The 18,917-nt window shown below is 73.7% G+C and carries 17 protein-coding genes; 9 read left to right on the top strand and 8 right to left on the bottom strand.

Annotation, left to right across the window (positions count from 1 at the left end; all coding sequences use genetic code 11):
• Positions 1–4 precede the first annotated feature (4 nt).
• Positions 5–1,333 carry an ABC transporter substrate-binding protein gene (locus ACVCAH_RS27890; protein ID WP_447139190.1) on the bottom strand — a complete coding sequence of 443 codons (1,329 nt, stop codon included), beginning with the start codon at positions 1,331–1,333 and terminating at the stop codon, positions 5–7.
• 281 nt (positions 1,334–1,614) lie between these two features.
• Between ACVCAH_RS27890 and ACVCAH_RS27885 the strand changes: the two genes are divergently transcribed.
• From ACVCAH_RS27885 to ACVCAH_RS27875, 3 genes are all read left to right on the top strand, one after another.
• Positions 1,615–3,618 carry a beta-galactosidase gene (locus ACVCAH_RS27885; RefSeq protein WP_447139189.1) on the top strand — a complete coding sequence of 668 codons (2,004 nt, stop codon included), beginning with the start codon at positions 1,615–1,617 and terminating at the stop codon, positions 3,616–3,618.
• A gap of 37 nt (positions 3,619–3,655) precedes the next feature.
• Positions 3,656–4,432, top strand: a complete 777-nt coding sequence (locus ACVCAH_RS27880; protein WP_447139188.1) for a DeoR/GlpR family DNA-binding transcription regulator — start codon at positions 3,656–3,658, stop codon at positions 4,430–4,432.
• A 101-nt stretch (positions 4,433–4,533) separates the two neighbouring features.
• Complete coding sequence (locus ACVCAH_RS27875) at positions 4,534–5,484, top strand: sporulation protein (protein ID WP_447139187.1); 951 nt, start codon at positions 4,534–4,536, stop codon at positions 5,482–5,484.
• Between the two features lie 71 nt (positions 5,485–5,555).
• On the opposite strand, the gene ACVCAH_RS27870 is transcribed toward ACVCAH_RS27875, so the two are convergent.
• A complete protein-coding gene (locus tag ACVCAH_RS27870) occupies positions 5,556–5,933 on the bottom strand; it encodes a hypothetical protein (protein ID WP_447139186.1) in 378 nt (125 codons plus the stop codon).
• A gap of 198 nt (positions 5,934–6,131) precedes the next feature.
• The gene (locus ACVCAH_RS27865; protein WP_447139185.1) at positions 6,132–8,174 is read right to left on the bottom strand and encodes a glycerophosphodiester phosphodiesterase family protein; all 2,043 of its coding nucleotides are present in this window, start codon (positions 8,172–8,174) and stop codon (positions 6,132–6,134) included.
• Positions 8,175–8,347: 173 nt separating this feature from the next.
• On the opposite strand from ACVCAH_RS27865, the gene ACVCAH_RS27860 reads away from it, so the two are divergent.
• Positions 8,348–8,755 (top strand): hypothetical protein, encoded by a 408-nt coding sequence (locus tag ACVCAH_RS27860; protein WP_447139184.1) that lies wholly within the window; start codon positions 8,348–8,350, stop codon positions 8,753–8,755.
• A gap of 94 nt (positions 8,756–8,849) precedes the next feature.
• Here the strand turns inward: ACVCAH_RS27860 and ACVCAH_RS27855 are convergent, their stop codons facing one another.
• Both ACVCAH_RS27855 and ACVCAH_RS27850 read right to left on the bottom strand, forming a co-directional pair.
• Positions 8,850–11,072 carry a HelD family protein gene (locus ACVCAH_RS27855; RefSeq protein ID WP_447139200.1) on the bottom strand — a complete coding sequence of 741 codons (2,223 nt, stop codon included), beginning with the start codon at positions 11,070–11,072 and terminating at the stop codon, positions 8,850–8,852.
• Positions 11,073–11,326: 254 nt separating this feature from the next.
• Complete coding sequence (locus ACVCAH_RS27850) at positions 11,327–12,418, bottom strand: LolA family protein (RefSeq protein ID WP_447139183.1); 1,092 nt, start codon at positions 12,416–12,418, stop codon at positions 11,327–11,329.
• Positions 12,419–12,515: 97 nt separating this feature from the next.
• Here ACVCAH_RS27850 and ACVCAH_RS27845 point away from each other — a divergent pair, with 97 nt between their 5' ends.
• Together ACVCAH_RS27845 and ACVCAH_RS27840 are read left to right on the top strand one after the other, a co-directional pair.
• Entirely contained in the window at positions 12,516–13,172 is a 657-nt protein-coding gene (locus ACVCAH_RS27845; RefSeq protein WP_447139182.1) for a response regulator transcription factor, read from the top strand.
• A 59-nt stretch (positions 13,173–13,231) separates the two neighbouring features.
• Positions 13,232–14,635, top strand: coding sequence for a sensor histidine kinase (locus ACVCAH_RS27840; protein ID WP_447139199.1), 1,404 nt, complete (start codon positions 13,232–13,234; stop codon positions 14,633–14,635).
• A gap of 12 nt (positions 14,636–14,647) precedes the next feature.
• On the opposite strand, the gene ACVCAH_RS27835 is transcribed toward ACVCAH_RS27840, so the two are convergent.
• Entirely contained in the window at positions 14,648–16,291 is a 1,644-nt protein-coding gene (locus ACVCAH_RS27835) for a tetratricopeptide repeat protein (protein WP_447139181.1), read from the bottom strand.
• Between the two features lie 57 nt (positions 16,292–16,348).
• On the bottom strand, positions 16,349–16,810 hold the full coding sequence (locus tag ACVCAH_RS27830) for a MarR family winged helix-turn-helix transcriptional regulator (protein WP_447139180.1): 462 nt from the start codon (positions 16,808–16,810) through the stop codon (positions 16,349–16,351).
• A gap of 50 nt (positions 16,811–16,860) precedes the next feature.
• On the opposite strand from ACVCAH_RS27830, the gene ACVCAH_RS27825 reads away from it, so the two are divergent.
• The gene (locus ACVCAH_RS27825) at positions 16,861–17,382 is read left to right on the top strand and encodes a VOC family protein (RefSeq protein WP_447139179.1); all 522 of its coding nucleotides are present in this window, start codon (positions 16,861–16,863) and stop codon (positions 17,380–17,382) included.
• Positions 17,383–17,439: 57 nt separating this feature from the next.
• Positions 17,440–18,336, top strand: a complete 897-nt coding sequence (locus tag ACVCAH_RS27820; RefSeq protein WP_447139178.1) for a hypothetical protein — start codon at positions 17,440–17,442, stop codon at positions 18,334–18,336.
• Positions 18,337–18,399: 63 nt separating this feature from the next.
• Here the strand turns inward: ACVCAH_RS27820 and ACVCAH_RS27815 are convergent, their stop codons facing one another.
• Entirely contained in the window at positions 18,400–18,579 is a 180-nt protein-coding gene (locus tag ACVCAH_RS27815; protein ID WP_155333237.1) for a DUF4236 domain-containing protein, read from the bottom strand.
• A 246-nt stretch (positions 18,580–18,825) separates the two neighbouring features.
• Here ACVCAH_RS27815 and ACVCAH_RS27810 point away from each other — a divergent pair, with 246 nt between their 5' ends.
• Complete coding sequence (locus ACVCAH_RS27810) at positions 18,826–18,903, top strand: putative leader peptide (RefSeq protein WP_349881247.1); 78 nt, start codon at positions 18,826–18,828, stop codon at positions 18,901–18,903.
• The last annotated feature ends 14 nt before the right edge of the window (positions 18,904–18,917 follow it).

The raw sequence follows: 18,917 nt of genomic DNA, 5'->3' as shown, positions 1-18,917 counted from the left end.
GCCGTCAGCTGGTGAAGATCGACTTCTTCTGGTTCTCGATGCTGGTCAGCAGGCCGCTGATGTCCTTCGGGTCCTTGATGAACTGCTGGAAGGCCGGGATGATCACCGTCGAGGCGAAGTCCGGGCGGGTGTCCCGGTCCAGGAACTGGGCGATCTCGGTGGCCGAGCCGACCAGCTCGGCCGCCTTCTTCTGCAGGGCGGTGTAGCCGCTGGTGTCCGCGCCGGTGTTGGCGACCAGGGTGCCGGGGTCGGTCTTCACGGCAATGTTCGCCGCGTCGACGCCGCCGATGTACTCCAGCAGCTTCTTGGCGTTGGCCTCGGACTTCGGCTTGCGAGCCATCATGTAGCCGTCGATCGGCGCGTCGAGGGCCTTGGCCCCGATCGTCGAGTCGACCTCGGGGAAGGTGAAGAAGTCGATGTCGTCCTGCTCGTCGGCGTTGAACTGCTGCGCGACGAAGAGGCCGAGCAGGTACATGCCGCTCTTCTTCTGCTGCAGCGACTGGGCGGCCTCCTGCCAGGTGCGGCCCAGGGCGTCCGGCTGGTGCAGCGGCAGCAGCCCGGCCCAGGTGTCGAAGACCTTCTTCACCTTGTCCGAGGTCCACGCCTCCTTGCCGGCCATCAGGTCGACGTGGAACTGGTAACCGTTGATCCGCAGGTTGAGGATGTCGAAGGTGCCCATCGCCGGCCAGCCGTCCTTGTCGGCGAAGGCGATCGGGACCAGGCCGTCCTTCTTCATCTGCGCGCCGAGGTTGCTCAGCTCGTCCAGGGTCTTCGGCACCTGGTAGCCGTGCTGCTGCCAGACGGACTTGCGGTAGAAGACCGCCCACGGGTAGTAGGAGAACGGCACGAAGTACTGCTTGCCGTCGTCGCCGGTGGAGGCCTTCTTGAAGGCCTCGGAGAAGCCGGAGAGCTTGCCCCAGACGTCGGACACGTCACCGGCCAGGCCGCGGGCGGCGAAGAACCGCATCCGGTAGCCGGCGAACCAGGTGAAGACGTCGTCCGGCTTGCCCTGCAGATAGTTGTTGATGTTCTCCTGGAACGTGTTGTGGTCGACGGTGTTGATCGCGACCTCGACCCCCGAGGAGGTCTTGAAGGCCCCCGACACCTTGGCGAGGACGTCCTTCGGCGTCGGGTCGGACGCGTTCGAGCCCAGCGAAACCGTCTTGCTTCCGGACCCGCCGGAGTCGGAGTCGCCGCAGCCGGCGAGCAACCCCGTGCCGGCCAACGCGCCGACGCCGGCCGCTCCGGCGAGCAGCGAGCGGCGGTTGAGGCCGGCGACGGAGGGCGGTACGAGACGGGCCAGGTACTCGGCTTGGGATCGGGGACGGGACATGGTGCCTCCTGCGGATGAGAAGGTGCGCTGCGCCCGAGGGCCGTCAGTGGTGGCGGGAGCCGGCCGGTCGTGATCCCACATCCGGATCCACCGTGAATCCACATTGGCGAACACGAACTGCCAGTGGCGCCTCAAGCTACTCGTCGTTCCGGCCCTGTCAAGAGGGTGGTGAGGTGCCGATAACCCAGTCGTGACAAGCCCGTTACGAGGTAAACGTTGGAAATCCTGTCGATGTTGGAAACTGTTGACTTGGCGCCGCCACCGGGGCACGCTCTGCTCCCATGCGGCGATGGCAGGGCGACCACATCTCTTTCGGTGCCGACTACAACCCGGAGCAGTGGCCCGAGCAGACCTGGGCCGAGGACGTCGAGCTGATGCGCCGCGCCGGGGTCAACCTGGTCTCGGTCGGCATCTTCTCCTGGGCCCTGCTGGAGCCGGAACCGGGCCGGTTCGAGTTCGGCTGGCTGGACCGGGCGCTGGACCTGCTGCACGCCGGCGGGATCCAGGTCGACCTGGCCACCGCCACCGCGAGCCCGCCGCCCTGGCTGGCCCACCGGCACCCGGAGACGCTGCCCCGCCGGGCCGACGGCGCGGTGCTCTGGCCGGGCGGCCGGCAGGCGTACTGCCCCAGCTCGCCGGTGTTCCGCGAGCGCTCGCTCGCGCTGGTCGAGGCCGTCGCCACCCGGTACGCCGAGCACCCGGCGGTGGTGATGTGGCACGTCTCCAACGAGCTGGGCTGCCACAACGTGCACTGCTACTGCGACGTCAGCGCCGAGGCGTTCCGCCGCTGGCTGCGCGAGCGCTACGGCGACCTGGACGGGCTCAACGACGCCTGGGGCACCGCGTTCTGGAGCCAGCGCTACGGCGACTGGGCCGAGGTGAACCCGCCGCGCGTCGCGCCCACCTTCGCCAACCCCACCCAGCAGCTGGACTTCCTGCGCTTCTCCTCCGACGAGCAGCGCGCCCAACTGCGCGCCGAACGCGCGGTGCTGGGTCGGCTGGTGCGCCAGCCGGTCACCACCAACTTCATGATCGGCACCGGCGTCAAGTACCTCGACTACCACTCCTGGGCGTCCGACGTGGACCTGGTCGCCAACGACCACTACCTGACCGCCGCCGACCCGGACGCGCACATCGGGCTGGCGCTCTCGGCCGACCACACCCGCGGGGTCGCCGGCGGAGAGCCGTGGCTGCTCATGGAGCACTCCACCAGCGCGGTCAACTGGCAGCCCCGCAACGTGGCCAAGACGCCGGGTCAGCTGCGCCGCAACAGCCTGGCGCACGTCGCCCGCGGCGCCGACGGGGTGCTGTTCTTCCAGTGGCGGGCCTCCCGGGCCGGCGCGGAGAAGTACCACTCCGCGCTGGTCCCGCACGCCGGGCCGGAGACCAAGGTGTTCCGCGAGGTGTGCCGGCTCGGCGCCGACCTGGCGAACCTGGCCGAGGTACGCGGCAGCCGGGTGGACGCCGAGGCGGCGATCCTGTTCGACTACGAGGCGTGGTGGGGCGCCGAGCTGGACTCCCACCCCAGCGTCGACGTCAGCTACGCCGACCGGCTCCGCGCGCTCTACGACGCGCTCTGGCGACAGGGGATCACCGCCGACATCGTGCACCCGTCGGCCGACCTCTCCGGCTACCGCCTGGTGCTGGTGCCGACGCTCTACCTGGTCCGCGACGCGCACGCCGCGGCGCTGCGCGCCTTCGTCTCCGGCGGCGGCACCGCCCTGGTGACCTACTTCAGCGGCATCGTCGACGAGCACGACCACATCCGGCTCGGCGGCTATCCCGGGGCGTTCCGCGACCTGCTCGGCGTGCGCACCGAGGAGTTCTTCCCGCTGCGGGAAGGCGAGCGGGTCCACCTCGACGACGGCTCGGTCGCCGACGTGTGGACCGAGTGGCTGCACGCCGAGCGGGCGGAGGTGCTCGCCGCGTACGCCGACGGGCCGCTGCCGGGGGTGCCGGCGCTGACCCGGCACGCGGTCGGCGCCGGGGCCGCCTGGTACCTGGGCACCCGGCTCGACCAGCCGGCGACCGACCGGCTGGTCGCCCGGCTGGTGGCCGAGGCCGGCGTACACCCGGCGGCGGTCGCCCCGGCCGGGGTGGAGGTGGTCCGCCGCCGCGACGGCGACCGCAGCTGGCTCTTCGTGCTCAACCACACCGGCGCGGACGCCCGGCTCGACGCCACCGGCACCGAGCTGTTGACGGGCGGGCGGTGCGCCGGTGAGCTGGTCGTACCGGCCGGGGAGGTGGCCGTGGTCCGCGAGGACCGGGCCGCCGGGCCGGCGTGAGGCCCGTACAGTGACGGCCGCGAAGGAGGCTACCCAGATGCTGGCCCAGCAGCGGCAGACCGCCATCCTGGAACTGATCCGCCAACGCGGCGGCGTACGGGTCAGCCACCTGGTGAGCCGGTTCGGCGTCTCGGACATGACCATCCGGCGCGACCTGGAGGTGCTGGCCGAGCGGGGCCTGGTCGACAAGGTGCACGGCGGGGCGACGCTGGCCGGCCCGGGCTCCGCCGAGGAGCCCGGCTTCGCCGCCAAGTCGATCCGCCAGCAGGCCGAGAAGCGGGCCATCGCCGAGCGGGCCGCCACCCTGGTCGAGCCCGGCATGGCGATCGCGCTCTCCGCCGGCACCACCACGGCCGCCCTGGCCACCCTGCTCGCCGACGTGCGCGGCCTGACCGTGGTGACCAACTCGATCCCGGTCGCCGACGCGCTCTACCAGAACCCGCGGGCCGACCAGACCGTCGTGCTGACCGGCGGCATCCGCACCCCGTCCGACGCGCTGACCGGCCCGGTCGCCGAGGCGGCGATCGGCGCCCTCAACGTCGACCTGCTCTTCCTCGGCGTGCACGGGTTAAGCCCGCGCACCGGCTTCACCACCCCCAACCTGCTGGAGGCGGGGATCAACCGGTGCCTGATCAACGCCTCGCGCCGGCTGGTGGTGCTGGCCGACCACACCAAGTGGGAGACCATCGGCATCGCCACCATCGCCCCGCTGGAGGACGCCGACGTGCTCATCACCGACGGCAAGCTGCCGCCGGAGGCGCGGGCCGCGATTGGTGAACAGGTCGGTGAGCTGGTCGTCGTCGAGGTGGACTGACCCGGGCGCGGCTCACAGGCACCTCACAGCGCCGGCGGATAGGGTGCCCGCGTGGGCGCCCCGTTCCAGGGTGGAGCGGGGCCGGTCGCACGGGAGTTCCGATGGTCTTCAAGAAGATGTTGAGCGCGCTCGGCGTGGGCGGTCCCAGCGTGGACACCGTCCTGACGAACCCGAACACCCGTCCGGGCCTGACCCTCGAGGGCCAGGTGAACCTGCTCGGCGGGGACGCCCCGGCGAACATCGAGCAGGTCGTGATCGGGCTGGTCACCCGGGTCGAGATCGAGGGCGGCGACACCGAGTACGCCGGCATCATGGAGTTCCACCGGATGGCGGTCAGCGGGCCGCTCCAGCTGGCCCCGAAGCAGCAGCTCGCCATCCCGTTCCAGCTGCCGGTGCCGTGGGAGACCCCGATCACCGACGTCTACGGCCAGCGGCTGCGCGGCATGACGATGGGGCTGCGTACCGAGCTGGCGGTGGCCCGGGCGGTGGACAAGAGCGACCTCGACCAGGTCAACGTGCACCCGCTGCCGGTGCACGAGCGGATCCTGGAGGCGTTCCAGCGGCTCGGGTTCCGGTTCAAGCACGCCGACCTGGAGCGCGGCCGGATCCACGGGGTGCAGCAGACGCTTCCCTTCTACCAGGAGATCGAGTTCTTCGCCGCGCCGCAGTACGCGCAGACCGTCGCCGAGGTGGAGCTGACCTTCGTCACCAGCCGGGACGGGGTGGACGTGATCCTGGAGTGCGACAAGCGCGGCGGCTTCCTCAGCGCCGGGCACGACGCCTTCGGCCGCTACCGGGTCCCGCACAGCGACGCCGACCGGGTCGACTGGGCGCAGGTGGTCGACGGCTGGCTGCGGGAGACCACCTCCCGCTACGGCAGCCTGCACGGCCAGGGCTTCGGCGTGCCGCACGCGCGCGGTCGGGGCCACGGGATGGGCGGCATGGTCGCCGGGGCGGCGCTCGGCGTGGCCGGCGGCATGATCGCCGGCGAGATGATCGAGGATGCCGTCGAGGGTGACTTCGGCGCGGACTTCGGCGGCTTCGAGGAGTAGCACCAACACGACGGCGGCCTCCGGGACGGATCCCGGAGGCCACCGTGTGGTGGTGCGGCACACCTACCCGGTCAGTGCCGGGCCTTGCGCTCCTCGGCGCTGCGCCAGCCGCTACCGGCCTTGGCCAGACCGCGGCTACCCAGGTAACCGATGGTCAGCAGGGTGATGAAGAACCAGGCCTGGTTGGCGCGGAAGATGTCCACCCCGACCGAGTTCTTCCCGGCCAACTGCGACGCCGCCAGCACAGCGATCACCGACGCGATGTAGACCCAGAACTCGGTGGTCCGCAGCGACGGCTTGGTCTCCGTGCCGGGCGCCTGCATGGCCTCCCGCCGTCCGTCCGGAATCGCCGGCATAGGACGGGTGGGCGTCTCCTGCATTGACGGGCGATTCTGCACGTCCGCCTGCGGCCGGTTTACCGGCCTGGTGGATGCAGCCTGCGTGCTCATCTTGTCCTCCTCAGGATGCGATGAGTCGTACCTGCATTCCCTCGCCCCGCTACCGCGTGTCGGCCACGGCACGGTTCTGCGTTCATGGCGGGGACGCCCCCCGACTACCCGACCCTCCGGGGGCAGTAACGCCGGGCCATCGGCCGAAATCCGGGACCCGCCGGTGCGCCCGGACCGGGGCGCCACCGGCGGGGTACGTCACCGCAGGCCGTTCCGGACGGCCACGCTGACCAGCAGGTCCGGATCGTCGGTGATCACGCCGTCGACGCCGAGGTCGATCACCCGCTGCATCACCCGGGCGTCGTTGACGGTGTACGGCACCACCTTGAGGCCGTACCGGCTCTGCAGGGTCCGCACGTCCGGTCCGTGGAAGTATGCCGGGTTCTCCCGCAGGTACCAGTCGGCGTCGATCACCGTGCCCTGAACCGGGTCGTGCACCTGCCAGTTCGCCGACACGGTGCCGGCGCCCGCGGCCCGGGTCAGCCGGCCCAGGTCCTGGTACCTCCACCAGTCCAGCCCGCCGGTCCACGGGCTGCGCACCGACGAGTCGCCGTACGCCGCCTGCAGCGAGCACTCGTCGGCGAGGCTGGCGCACTCGGCCGGGCCGTACTGCCAGACCAGGGCGACCGTGCCGATCCGCTGGTTCAGCTTCCGGGCGTAGGTGATGGTCCGCCAGTCGAAGGACTGGATGGTGGCGCGGTCGGTGAAGCCGGCCCGCTCGATCGCGGCGACCAGCTTGCGGGTGAAGCTGGCGTACGGCTCGGTGTCGTCGACCAGCGGGCTGATCTTCGTCTCGATGTTCAGCCGGACGTCGTCCCGGCCGCTCGCCCGCACCAGCGCGAAGACCTCGTCCAGGGTCGGGATCCGGGCGCCCGGGGCGGGCACCTGCGCGGGCAGTTCGGGCAGGGTCCTGGTGCCGCAGTCGACGGTCCGCAGCTGCGCCAGGGTCAGCTGGTGCACCGGCTTGCCGACGTAGGGGAACTCGGGGTCACCCGGGCGCGCCGGGGCGGTGTCGACACAGTGCGAGCCGTTGACCGTCCGGTCGTGCAGCACCACCAGCGCGCCGTCCTCGGTCACCCCGGTGTCCAGCTCCAGAGTGGAGATCGCCCGGTTCTCGAGCGCGTACCCGAAGGCGGGCAGGGTGTTCTCCGGCCGGGTCGCCCGGCCGCCCCGGTGCGCCTGCACGTCGAACGGCGAGGCGTACGCCTTCGGCAGCCGGTGGCCGCGCTGCGCGAGCAGGCCGCGCAGCCGGTCCGGGTAGTCGGTGATGATCCCGTCCACGCCGTCGTCGACGAGCTTCGCCATGGTCGGCACGTCGTCCACCGTCCACGGGATCACCTTGATGCCGTAGCGGTGCGCCCGCGCCACCAGCTCCCGGGTGACGTACGGCCGGTAGCCGGGGTCGGTGACCGTGCCGTTCTGCGGGAAGCCGTGCACCGGGGAGAACGCGCTGGCGCCGAAGCTGCGGACCGCCCGGATCGGGTCGCCGCCGAAGTCGTCGATGTCCAGCCCGCCCAGCCACGGCGAGGCGCCCGGCTGGCCGGTCTGCAGGAAGTCGTAGTTGGTCAGCGCGACCAGCGGCAGCCGCGGCTCGACCTGGCGCATCCGCATCAGCGCGCCCCAGTCGAAGCTCTGGACGGTCACCTGCTTCAGCAGCCCGGCGCGCCGGATCTCGGCGGCGGTGACCTGCACGAACTGCTCCCGCGGGGCGGTCTCGGCCGGCGCGCCGGCCTCCACCTTGGTCTCCACGTTGAGCGTCACGTCGTCCGCCCGGTAGCGCTTGACCAGCGCGAAGACCTCGCGCAGCAGCGGCATCCGGGCGCCCGGCACGGCGAGCTGGCCGGGCTTGTCGGGCAGCGTCCTCGACCCGCAGTCCAGGGTCCGCACCTGGGCCAGGGTGAGCGTGTTGACATACCTGCCGACGTACGGAAACTCCGGGTCGCCGGGCGTCACCGGTGCGGTGTCCACGCACTTGGCGGCGCTGACCTTCCGGTCGTGGGTGACCACGGCCTGCCCGTCCTCGGTGATCTGCACGTCCAGTTCCAGGGTGCTCACCCCGAGCTGGAGGGCGTTGCCGAAGGAGGCGAGGGTGTTCTCCACCCGCAGCCCCAGGCCGCCGCGGTGGGCCTGCACGTCGAATGTCCGGTCCGGTCGCGGTTTCGCCTCCGCGGGCACCGCGAAACCGGTCGCCACGGTCGCCGCCGCCAGGGCCGCGACAGCGGTACGGCGTACTGTGCGCACGCTGTCCTCTCTCCCTCCGGCGGGGATCTCCCGCCGGTCCGCCGGTCAGCATGGGCAGCCGGGACGGCCGGGAGGCGAGCGGCGGGAGACACCCCGGTGAACCGGCGGTGGGGGTTTGGCCGGCGGGTCGTCGGGCACGCAGAAAGACCGACGTTTCTGCGAGGTGATGGATCGTGCGTGAGGACGACATGCGACAGGACGCCGCCCGGCGGGCCGAGGAGCGGATCGCCGGCGGGGTGTACGGCGAGGGCGCTCTGGACGAGGTGACGGTGCCCCCCACCGACGTGCAGCGGGTGATCCAGGACGAGGACCCGGACGACCCGGCGCACGCGCCGGTGGACGCCAACGTGCTGCGCGACGGCGGTCCCACCCGCGGTCAGGGCGCGGTCACCACGACCGGCGGCACCGCCGGCCCGGCGAGCGTGCGACGGTTGGCCCGCCAACCGGAGCGGCACCCGGGCAAGGTCGCCCCGACCACCACCGGCGACGCCACCACGGGCGGCCTGAGCACCCCGACCGGCGGCTCCACCAGCGACCAGTCCACCATCGCCACCGGCCCCGGCAACTCCACCACCGAATAGCGCCCGTTGATCATGAGGTTGGCGGCACCGGACGAGATCCAGATCGCCGCCAACCTCATGATCAACACCCCCCGGACGGGCCAGATGGGTGTGGTTAGGGGGTGGGGCGGAGGATGCCCAGGCGTTGGGTGGCGCGGGTGAGGGCTACGTAGAGGTCGCTGCGGCCGCGGGGCGACTCGGCGACGATGCGGTCGGGGTCGACCACCAGGACGCAGTCGAACTCCAGGCCCTTGGCCTGGGCGACGGTGAGCACCACCACGCGGCTCTCCAGCTCCGGGTGCTCGCCCACGGCCGCCTCGGGCAGCGCGGCGGTGACCGCGGCGCCGAGTTCGGCCACCCGGCCGGCCGGGACGATCACCCCGAGCCGCCCGTCGGCCAGCCCGGCGGCCTCCCGGCCCGCCGCGTCGACCAGCTCCGCCGTCAGCCGCGGCGGCGGCACCGCCCGGTCCCACGGCGCGTACCCGCTCTCCCGTACCGAGCGGGGTGGGCGCAGCGCCGGATCGATCTCGGTCAGCACGTCGGCGGCGACCGCCATGATCTCGGCCGGGGTGCGGTAGCTGACGGTCAGCTCCTCCAGCCGCCAGCGCTGCGCCACGTACGGCTCCAACGCGTCGGCCCAGGACGGCGTGCCGGCCAGCGCGCCGGTCTGCGCCACGTCCCCGACGATGGTCATCGACCGGCTCGGGCAGCGACGCATCAGCAGCCGCCACGCCATCGGCGACAGCTCCTGCGCCTCGTCCACGATGACGTGCCCGAACGCCCAGCTCCGGTCGGCCGCGGCCCGCTGCGCGGTGGTCAGCCGGTCGACCTCCTCCTGCCGTTCCAGCAGCCGGTCGGCGTCCAGCAGGTCGGTCACGCCGAGGATCTCACCGCCCTCGGCCTCGTCCTCCACGTCGATCGACCGGGAACCCCGGGCGATCTCCAGCACGCCCTCGGCGTACTCGCGTTGCAGCGCCCGGATCCGCTCCCGGCGGGCCGTCGCGGCCCGCTCGTCCTCGCCGAGCAGCTCGGCCGCCTCGTCCAGCAGCGGCACGTCGGCCGGTGTCCAGCCGCCCGGCTCCCGGTGCAGCAGGGCCCGCTCGGCGTCGCGGAGCATCGGCGCGGCGGCGGCGATCCGCTCGGTCGAGGCGTACAGGTCGGCGAGCAGCCGCTGTGGGGTGAGCACCGGCCAGAGCTGGTCCAGCGCCGCCCGCACCTCGGGCTCCTCGCGCAGCTCCCGGCGGATCTCCGCGACGTCGGCCTCCTCGAGCAGGTTCTCCCCGCCGAGCGGGTCGGCGCCGATCCGCTCGGCGACCTGGTCGGCCAGCGCGTGCACGATCTCGATGTCGAAGACCGCCCGAGCTAGGTTGTGCGGGCGGCCGGAACGGCGGGCCCGGTCCCGGGCGGCGCGGACGGTCTCCGGGTCGAGGCGGAGGATCTCCTGCTGCGGAAGCTCGATCTCCAGCGGCTCGTCGGGCACCCACTGCCGGTCCCGCACCGCGGCGGCGAGCACCTCGGTCATCACCAGCCGGCCCTTGAGCGCGGCCGCCTCGGCGCTCTCGGCGCGCCGGGCGCTCACTCCGGGGAAGAGGTCGCCCTGGGTGCGCAGCAGCACGCCGGTCTCGGCCAGCGCGGGCAGCACCTGGGAGATGTAGCGCAGGAACGTCGCGTTCGGGCCGACCAGCAGCACGCCGCGGGTGGACAGTTCCCGGCGGTGGGTGTAGAGCAGGTACGCGGCCCGGTGCAGCGCGACCGCGGTCTTGCCGGTGCCAGGCCCGCCCTGGACCACCAGCACGCCGGGCAGGTCGGCCCGGATGATCCGGTCCTGCTCGGCCTGGATGGTCTCCACGATGTCGCGCATCCGCCCGGTGCGGCCGGCGTTGAGCGCGGCGAGCAGCGAGGCCTCCCCGGTCAGCTCCTCGTGCGCGGTGGGGGAGGCGGTGGCCAGGTCGAGCACCTCGTCGTTGAGCGCGGTCACCTTGCGCTCCCGGGTACGCAGGTGCCGGCGCCGCCGTACGCCCTGCGGGTTGGCGGCGGTGGCGAGGTAGAAGGCGCGGGCGGCCGGCGCCCGCCAGTCCATCAGCAGCGGGTCGTAGTCACCGCTGGTGTCGAAGATGCCGATCCGGCCGATGTAGTGCCGTGCATCGTCGTCGGTGTCCAGCCGGCCGAAGCAGAGGCCGTTCTCGACCGCGGCGAACTGCTCCACCTGTTCGGCGTACATCCGCACCGCGCCGTCGCGCTGGGAACGGGCCTGCAACGTGCCGCCGGTCGCGCGCAGTTCCTCGGTCAGCCGCCGGGAGGCCTGCTCACGCAGCCCGTCCAGCCGGCCGTAGAGCATCGAGACGTACTCCTGCTCGCGACCGATCTCGTCGTCGGGCTGCAATTCACCGGAATCGCCGGAGTGCCTTGACAAGCCGTCTCCCAATTGGTTAGTATCTTCCCCGGAACGGCTTTCTGAGCCGTTCTTTTTGTGTTTGAACTGAGAAAGATACCGCGCGCCGGTCCGCCGGACCAAGCGCTTCGGGCCCGCGCCGCCCTTCCGGTAACGCCGATCGGGGGCCCGCGTCCGCGAGCCCCCCGACCGTCGCCGGTTCAGCCCTTCGCCGCCTGGTAGAGCCGCTCCGGGGTGACCGCGCCGGCGAGCAGCCGGCCGTCGTCGGTGAGCAGCACGCTGAACAGCTTCCCGGTCAGCAGCCGCCCGCTGCCCCAGTCGCCGCTGACCTTCTCCAGCGCGTCCAGCACGCCGGCGACCTCGCCCGCCGGGGCCCCGGCCGGCTCGCCGGCGCCGTCCTTGGCCGGGCCGTCGAGCCGGGCGACCACCACGGTGGTCCAGCCCTCGCCGACCGTACGCACCTGCGGCCGCTCGCCCGCGGGCCGCTCGTCCCGGTGCGCGCCCTTCGACCGCTCCGCCGACTCCTCGGTGACCCTCACCCCGGGCGGCGGGTTGAACGTGAACTGGTCCGGGTCGGGCCGGGCGTAGTCCACCTGGGTGAACGCCATCTCGAACGCCGGCTGGTCGCTGCCGTCGGCGAAGACCTCGAAGCGCAGCGGCACGTGCTCCCGGGCGTCGATGGCGATCCGCACCTGGTGCACCAGCGACGCCGCGTCCCGCGGCGCGAGCACCAGCTCGTACGCGTCCCGGCCGGCCACCGTGGCGGAGCGGCCGACGCTCACCTCGGTGCTCGGGTCGATCGCGGCGAGAGCCTGGTCGGCCGCCTCCTGCGGGGTGGCCGGCAGCTCGGGCGCGCCCGGCTCGTCGGTGCCCTCGGGCAGGGTGCGGTGGGTGGCGGTGTTGCTCCGGCTGTTCCAGGTCCAGACGTCCCGGCCGTTGCGGATGATGTCCTGCTCGCCGAGGGTGTCCAGCAGCGCGACCCGCTGCCGGTCCGGCCCGGAGTGCCAGACCCGGAGCGTGTGCGTGCCGGTCAGCAGGCCGCCCAGCTCGCCGCCGGCCAGGCCGGCCAGCGCGGGCAGGCCCAGGTCGGCGCGCTGCACCACCGTGCCGGATAGCCCCTCCAGGCGGGAGGTCTGCAGGTCGACCAGGAGTTGGGCGGCCGTGCGCGGCGGCAGGCTCGGCTCGGCCTGGGCGGCGAACGTGCCGATCGCGGCACCGCCGCCGATGACGGTGGCGGCCGCGGTCACCGGGACCAGCCAGCGCAGGACGGGACGGCTCTTCAGAACGGACATGTGTGGCACCTCCTGGGCACATCCTGCCCGGTCGACGCTGAGAGGGCGCTGAGGACGACGGTACGGCCCCTCGTGCTGGGGTGGCACCCTTGACCCCGTGCGGTTGCTGGTGGTGGAGGACGAGTCGCGGCTGGCGTCCGCGCTGCAACGGGGGTTGCAGGCCGAGGGGTTCGTGGTGGACGTGGCGGCGACCGGCCCGGCGGGGCTGGACGCGGCGCGGCACGGCGGCTACGACGCGATGATCCTCGACGTCATGCTGCCCGGCCTCTCCGGTTACGAGGTGGTCCGCCGGCTGCGCGCCGAGGAGCGGTGGCTGCCGGTGCTCATGCTCTCGGCGAAGGACGGCGAGTACGACCAGGCCGACGGGCTGGACTGCGGCGCCGACGACTACCTCACCAAGCCGTTCTCGTACGTCGTCCTGCTGGCCCGGCTGCGGGCGCTGCTGCGCCGCGGCGCCCCGGAACGCCCGGCGGTGCTCGCGGTGGCCGACCTCACCCTCGACCCGGCCCGCCGCCGGGTGACCCGGGCCGACGCCGAGGTGGAGCTGACCGCCCGGGAGTTCGCGCTGCTCGCCTACCTGATGCGCCGCCCCGGCGAGGTGGTCTCCAAGACCGAACTGCTCGACCACGTCTGGGACGCCGGCATGGAGACCGCGCCGAACGTGGTCGAGGTCTACGTCGGCTACCTGCGGCGCAAGATCGGGCGGGAGCGGCTGGAGACCGTCCGCGGCGCCGGCTACCGGCTCGCCACGTGAGCGACTCCGGACGGCGATGGGGCCGGCTGCGGGCGGCGTTCGGGCTGCGCGGCCGGCTCATGGTGATCGGCGTGCTCGGCCTCTCGATCGGGCTGGCGATCGGCGGGCTGGTCCTGCTCGGGGTGCTCCGCTTCGTCCTGCAACGCTCCGTCGACGCCGAGGCGTTCCGCACCGCCGACGCGGTCGCGCTGCTCGCCGCGGAGGACGCGCTGCCCGACCCGCTGCCGGTGGCCGCGGGCCAGACCCGGGTGCAGGTGGTCGACGCCGACGGCCGGGTCCGGGCCGCCTCGATCGACGCCGACCGGCTGGTCCCGATGCTGCGGCCGGAGCGGATCGACCGGGACGCCCGCCAGCGGCTGACGGTGTCGGGGGACCGGGTCGGGCTGCCCGGGCCGGTCCGGGTGGTGGCCGTACCGGCCGGCACCGCCGCCGACCCGCGCACCGTGCTGGTCGCCCGGTCGATGGCGGACGTGCGGCACAGCACGCACGTGGTCCGCACCATCCTGCTGATCGGCTTCCCGCTGCTGGTGGGCGGGCTCGCCGTGGTCGCCTGGCGGGTGGTCGGCGCGACCCTGCGGCCGGTGGAGGCGCTGCGCCGAGGTGCCGAGGAGATCACCGGACGCGACGGTGGCGGCCGGCTGCCCGTGCCGGCGTCCCGCGACGAGATCCACCGGCTCGCGGTCACCCTCAACGGCATGCTCGGCCGGCTGGAGTCGGCCCGGAACCGGCAGCGCGCCTTCGTCGCGGACGCGGCGCACGAGCTGCGCAGCCCGCTGACCAACATCCGCACCGAACTGGAGGTGGCGCAACGGCTGGCCGGGCGGACCGACTGGACGGCGGTGTCGGCGAACCTGCTCGCCGACACCGAGCGGCTCAGCCGGCTCGTCGACGACCTGCTGCTGCTGGCCCGGCTGGACGAGGCGCCACCGGCGCGGGCCACCGGGCCGGTGGAGCTGGGTGCGCTGCTGGCCGCGGTGGCCGCCCGGTACCCGTCCCCGCCGGTGCGGGTGGTCGCGCCGGCGGCGCCGGTCTGGACGGTCGGTGACCCGGACGAGTTGCACCGGATCCTGGCCAACCTGGTCGACAACGCCGTCCGGCACGCCCGCGGCGAGGTGGTGCTCGCCGCCGCCCCCGCGCCGCCGGCCGACCGGTCCGCGCCGGCCCGGCCGGTGGCGACCCGGGGGCCCGACCGGGCCGGTCCGGTGTCGGGCGCGTACCACCAGGTGACGGTGACCGACGACGGGCCGGGCATCCCGGTCGCGGACCGGGAGCGGGTCTTCGGCCGGTTCACCCGGCTCGACGACGCACGGGCCCGCGACGCCGGCGGCACCGGGCTGGGGCTGGCCATCGTCCGCGAACTGGTCCGCCGGGCCGGCGGCACGGTCGAGCTGGCCGACGCCGAGCCGGGGCCCGGGCTGTGCGTGCGGCTGCGGCTGCCCGCTCTGCCCGACGAGCCGGCCTGAGCCGGTGCGCGGTCAGCGGCGGCGGGTGCAGACCTGCTCGGCCCGGGCCACCGTGTCGGTGGACCAGACCACCGCGACGGTGAAGCAGTAGTCGGTGCTGCGGTTCAGGCCGTAGACGACGAAGCTGGTGGTGCCGGCCGGCAGGTCGGCGAAGGCGGTCTGGGCCTGGCCGACCCGGCCACCGGAGATCACCACCGGTCCCTCCCCGCCGGCCGGGTAGGTCCAGCTCAACGCGACGTTGTCCCGGTTGTCCCGCAGGGTCACCCCGCCGGGCGGGGTGCCCGGCGGGGCCGCCGCGACCGTGGACGGCGCGGTGGCGGCTGGTCCGGTGGTGGTCGGCGCGGCTCCGGTGGTGGCCGTGGCGGTCGACCCGCCGGTGACGGCCGGGGGAGCGGGGTCGCCGCCGTCCACCCGGGACACCCCGGCGATGACCGCCGCCGTGCCGATCAGCACCACGACCACGCCCGCGACGACGAGCAGCAGCAGCCGGTTGGTGCGCCGGCCGGGTTGCCGGTGCACCGGCACGGGCAGCAACCGTGACGGCGGGTCCGCCGGGTCGGGCCCGGTGTGCCGGGGCACCCGGTACACCCCGTCCGCCTCGTCGACCGGACCGTCGGCCAGCGAGACCACCGTCGGGGGCACCGCGCTGCCCGGCCCGTCGTCCAGGGTCTGCTCGGGCGGCCACCAACCCTGGTCCGCCGTGGTGGTCGGGCCGTCCACCGGCTGTCGGGGCGTCGGTACCGGTGGGTCGGCGGCGTCCGCCGGCGGGGTGGACCCCTCAGCCGGGTGGTGGCCCGTCGACGGGTGGTAGCCGGTGGAGGGGTGGTAGCCCTCGGGCGGGTGGTAGCCGGTCGAGGGGTGCCAGTCCTCCGGCGGGTGCCGCTCGGCCGGCCCGTCGCCCGGCGGCGGGGTGCGCGCCGACGGCACCACCGGCCCTTCCCGGCTCACCGGGGCGGCTTCGGCGCAGACGTGGTCGGGGTTCGCCGCCGCCCGGGCCAGCGCCGCCACCTGCGCGGCCAGCGGATCGTCCGCGGGCAGGTGCTGCCGGCACAGCTCGCGGGCCAGCGCCAGGTTGTCGTGCGCCTCGGCGAACTGCCCGCAGTCGCGCTGCATGGCGCCGAGCCGGGCGAGCATCTTGATGCCGCTGGGGTGCCCGTCGCCGTACACCTCGCGGTGCAGCTCCCAGGCGTCCTGGAGCCGGTCCCAGGCCACCTGGCACTGGCCGCGGGCGTACTCCACGGTGGCCAGGTCGGCGTGCGCGGCGAGCACCCGCAGCGACTCCGGCCCGTCCAGGGCGGTCAGCTCGATGATGACCTCCTGGTAGAGCCGGGCGGCCCGGGACCAGCTGCCGACCCGGTGCAGCACCGCCGCCAGGGTCGCCGCCGCGGCCACCGTGCGCTGGTCGGAGCGGCCGTGCAGCCGGGTGGTGGCGGCGTACGCGAAGGCGGCCCAGCCCCGGGCGGAGTGTGGCTCGCCGAGGGCGACCAGCACGCGGGCCTGCAGGCTGGCCGCCTCGGCCAGCTCGGGCGTCGCGTTGGCCGGTCGCGGGTCGGCGTCGGTCAGCGCGTCGGCGAGCAGCCGCTGGGCGCCGGCGAGGTCGCCGGCGGACGCCAGGTGGTGCGCCTGATCAGTCAGTTCACCGAAGCCGGAGGGCACGCCCCATCGTGCTCAACCGACGACGGTAAGTACAAGTCCCGCGCCGGAGCGGTTCGGTCAGGATCCGGTCAGGTGGTCGACCAGCGTCTCGCTGATCCGGCGCAGCTGGTCGACCTGGGCCGGGGTCAGCGCGTCGAACAGGTGCTGGCGTACCCCCTCGACGTGCCCGGGCGCGGCGGCGGCGAGGGTGGCGAAGCCCTCCTCGGTGAGCAGCGCGATCTGCCCGCGCCGGTCCGTCGGGCACTCCTCGCGGCGGACCCACCCGGCGGCCTCCATCCGGGAGACCGCGTGCGAGAGCCGGCTGCGCGACGAGCCGCTGGCCTCGGCCAGCTCGCTCATCCGCAGCCGCCGGTGGGGCGCCTCGGAGAGCCGGACCAGGATCTCGTAGTACGCGTGCGGCATCCCGGCGTCGCGTTGCAGCTCGCGGTCGAGCGTCTCCATCAGCGCCCGGGAGGAGGTCAGGAAGGCACGCCAGGTGCGCTGCTCGTCCGGGTCCAGCCAGCGGGTCATGACGGCCATCATACCCCACTTAGTTGAACATTCAACTAAATCGCGCTAGCGTCGAGGGCATGGGAATCCACCGGCTCAACCACGCCGTCCTCTACGTCAGTGACCTCGCCCGCAGCGTCGCCTTCTACCGCGACGTGCTGGGCTTCCGCCCGGTGGCGATGACCCCGGACGGCTTCCGGGGCGCCACCTTCCTCCAGGCGCCCGACTCCACCAACGACCACGACCTCGGCCTGTTCGAGATCGGCGCCAGCGCCGGCCGCTCCGCCGCGGGCCGCAGCACCGTCGGCCTCTACCACCTCGCCTGGGAGGTGGACACGCTCGACGAGCTGGCCGCCACCGCGCAGCGGCTCGCCGCCGCCGGCGCCCTGGTCGGCACCTCCGATCACGGCACCACGAAGAGCCTCTACGGGCAGGACCCGGACGGCCTGGAGTTCGAGATCGTCTGGCTGGTGCCGGCCGACCGGCTCGACGACGCCGCGCTGGCCGCCCGGAAGCGGATCGGCCGGCTCGACCTGGACGCCGAGCGGCAGCGCTACGGCGGCCAGACCCGCGGCGGAGTGGGCATCTCCGTCCCCGCCTGAGGTCACCCGGTGGCCCGCCGGCCGCGCCGGCCCGCCCCGGTGCGGTAGAACGGCAGCATGCCGACCGACGCCGTCCTGCGCGAGTTGCTCGTCCGACACCTGGAGCACTGGTTGCCGGGAGCGCTGCACCGCGCCCGCCGGGCCACCGTCGCCTGCGCGTACGCGGGGGACGACGCGGGGGGCGCCGAGGCCGCCCTGCGGGTGGTCGCCGAGTACGCCGACCGGCTGCGCGGCCGCCGGCTCACCGTGCTGGTGCTGGCCCCGGGGAGCGGGGACCTGCCGGCCCGGCTCGGCGCCGTCGAGGCGGAGCTGCCGGCCGAGGTGGCCGTGCACCTGGTGCCCGGCGCACCCGACCGGCTGCCGGTGGCGCTGAAGGCGGCCGGCGCGGCCGGCGCGCCGACGCTGTCGTTCGTGGACGACCCCACCCCGCCGGATCCGGCCGTGCTGGCCGCCGCGGCGCTCGGGCGCCCGGCCGAGCTGCTGCTGCGTACCGCCGCCGACGCGCCGACCCGGGCCGCGCTCGGCGCCGCCGGGTTCCCGCTCGTGACCGAGGTGGACCTGGTCCCCGCCGACGGCTCACCGGCGCGGCGGCTGGCCTTCGCCACCGGTTCGGACAAGAGCCTGGAGGCGTTCAAGGAGGCGCTCTGGGCGGTCGACGAGTATGCCGGGGTCCGCTACCGCGACCCGGCCGACCCGGCCGGGCGGCTGCTGGACATCGCGCTGGACCCCGAGCCCGGCCCGCTGCGCCGGGAACTGCTGGCCGAGCTGCACCGCGCCGGGCCCCGTACGGTCACCGAACTGCGCCGGCACGCGCTCACCTCGACCGTCTACCGCTCCGCCGACGCCGTCCGGGCGCTGACCGGCCTGCTCCACTCCGGAGCGGTCCGCCGCGATCCGGAACACGGCCGGCTCGGCGGCGACGTGGTCGTCACCGCCGTCGAACCGCCGGCCTGACCGGCCCCGGACGCCGAGCGGGGTGCCGGTGGTCCCACCGGCACCCCGCGCGACGCCCGGACGTCAGGTCCGGGACTTGTCCTGCTTCCAAGACAGCGGGCCCGGCAGGTCGACGCGGTGCGCCCTGGCCCGCGAGTTCCAGGACCAGCGACCGATCTTGATGCTCCAGGACGAGAAGCCGTTCTCGGTGAAGTTGAGGATGATCGGCCCGTACTTCTTGCGCTTGCGGAACATTAGACCCATCGCGGGGCTCCCTTCGTCACCATTCCCTGCCGTGTCGAAACCGAACATGCCCGCAAGGGCGATTCGCGAAACCCGGTCGGGTCACGGGTCGCAGGGTCGCGAGTGGAGCCGCAATCCCTATTCAACAGATAGGTGTTGCGGATGGAAAAATGCTGGTGGTGACGGATCGTAACAAAGTGAGCGATACAAATCCCATCTTTCGGAAGAGCGTTGACCGGGCCGTTCGGGCGCCGGCAGCATGAACCCATGTCGCAGCGGGACGAGCTTCTCCTCACCGCTCGCGTGCACGTCGACCTGGTCCGGCACGCGAGCGCGCTCTGTTGAGCTGACCGGCGCCT

It is taken from the genome of Micromonospora sp. LZ34, from assembly GCF_052981855.1.
This window is presented reverse-complemented; position numbering and strand designations above follow the sequence as displayed.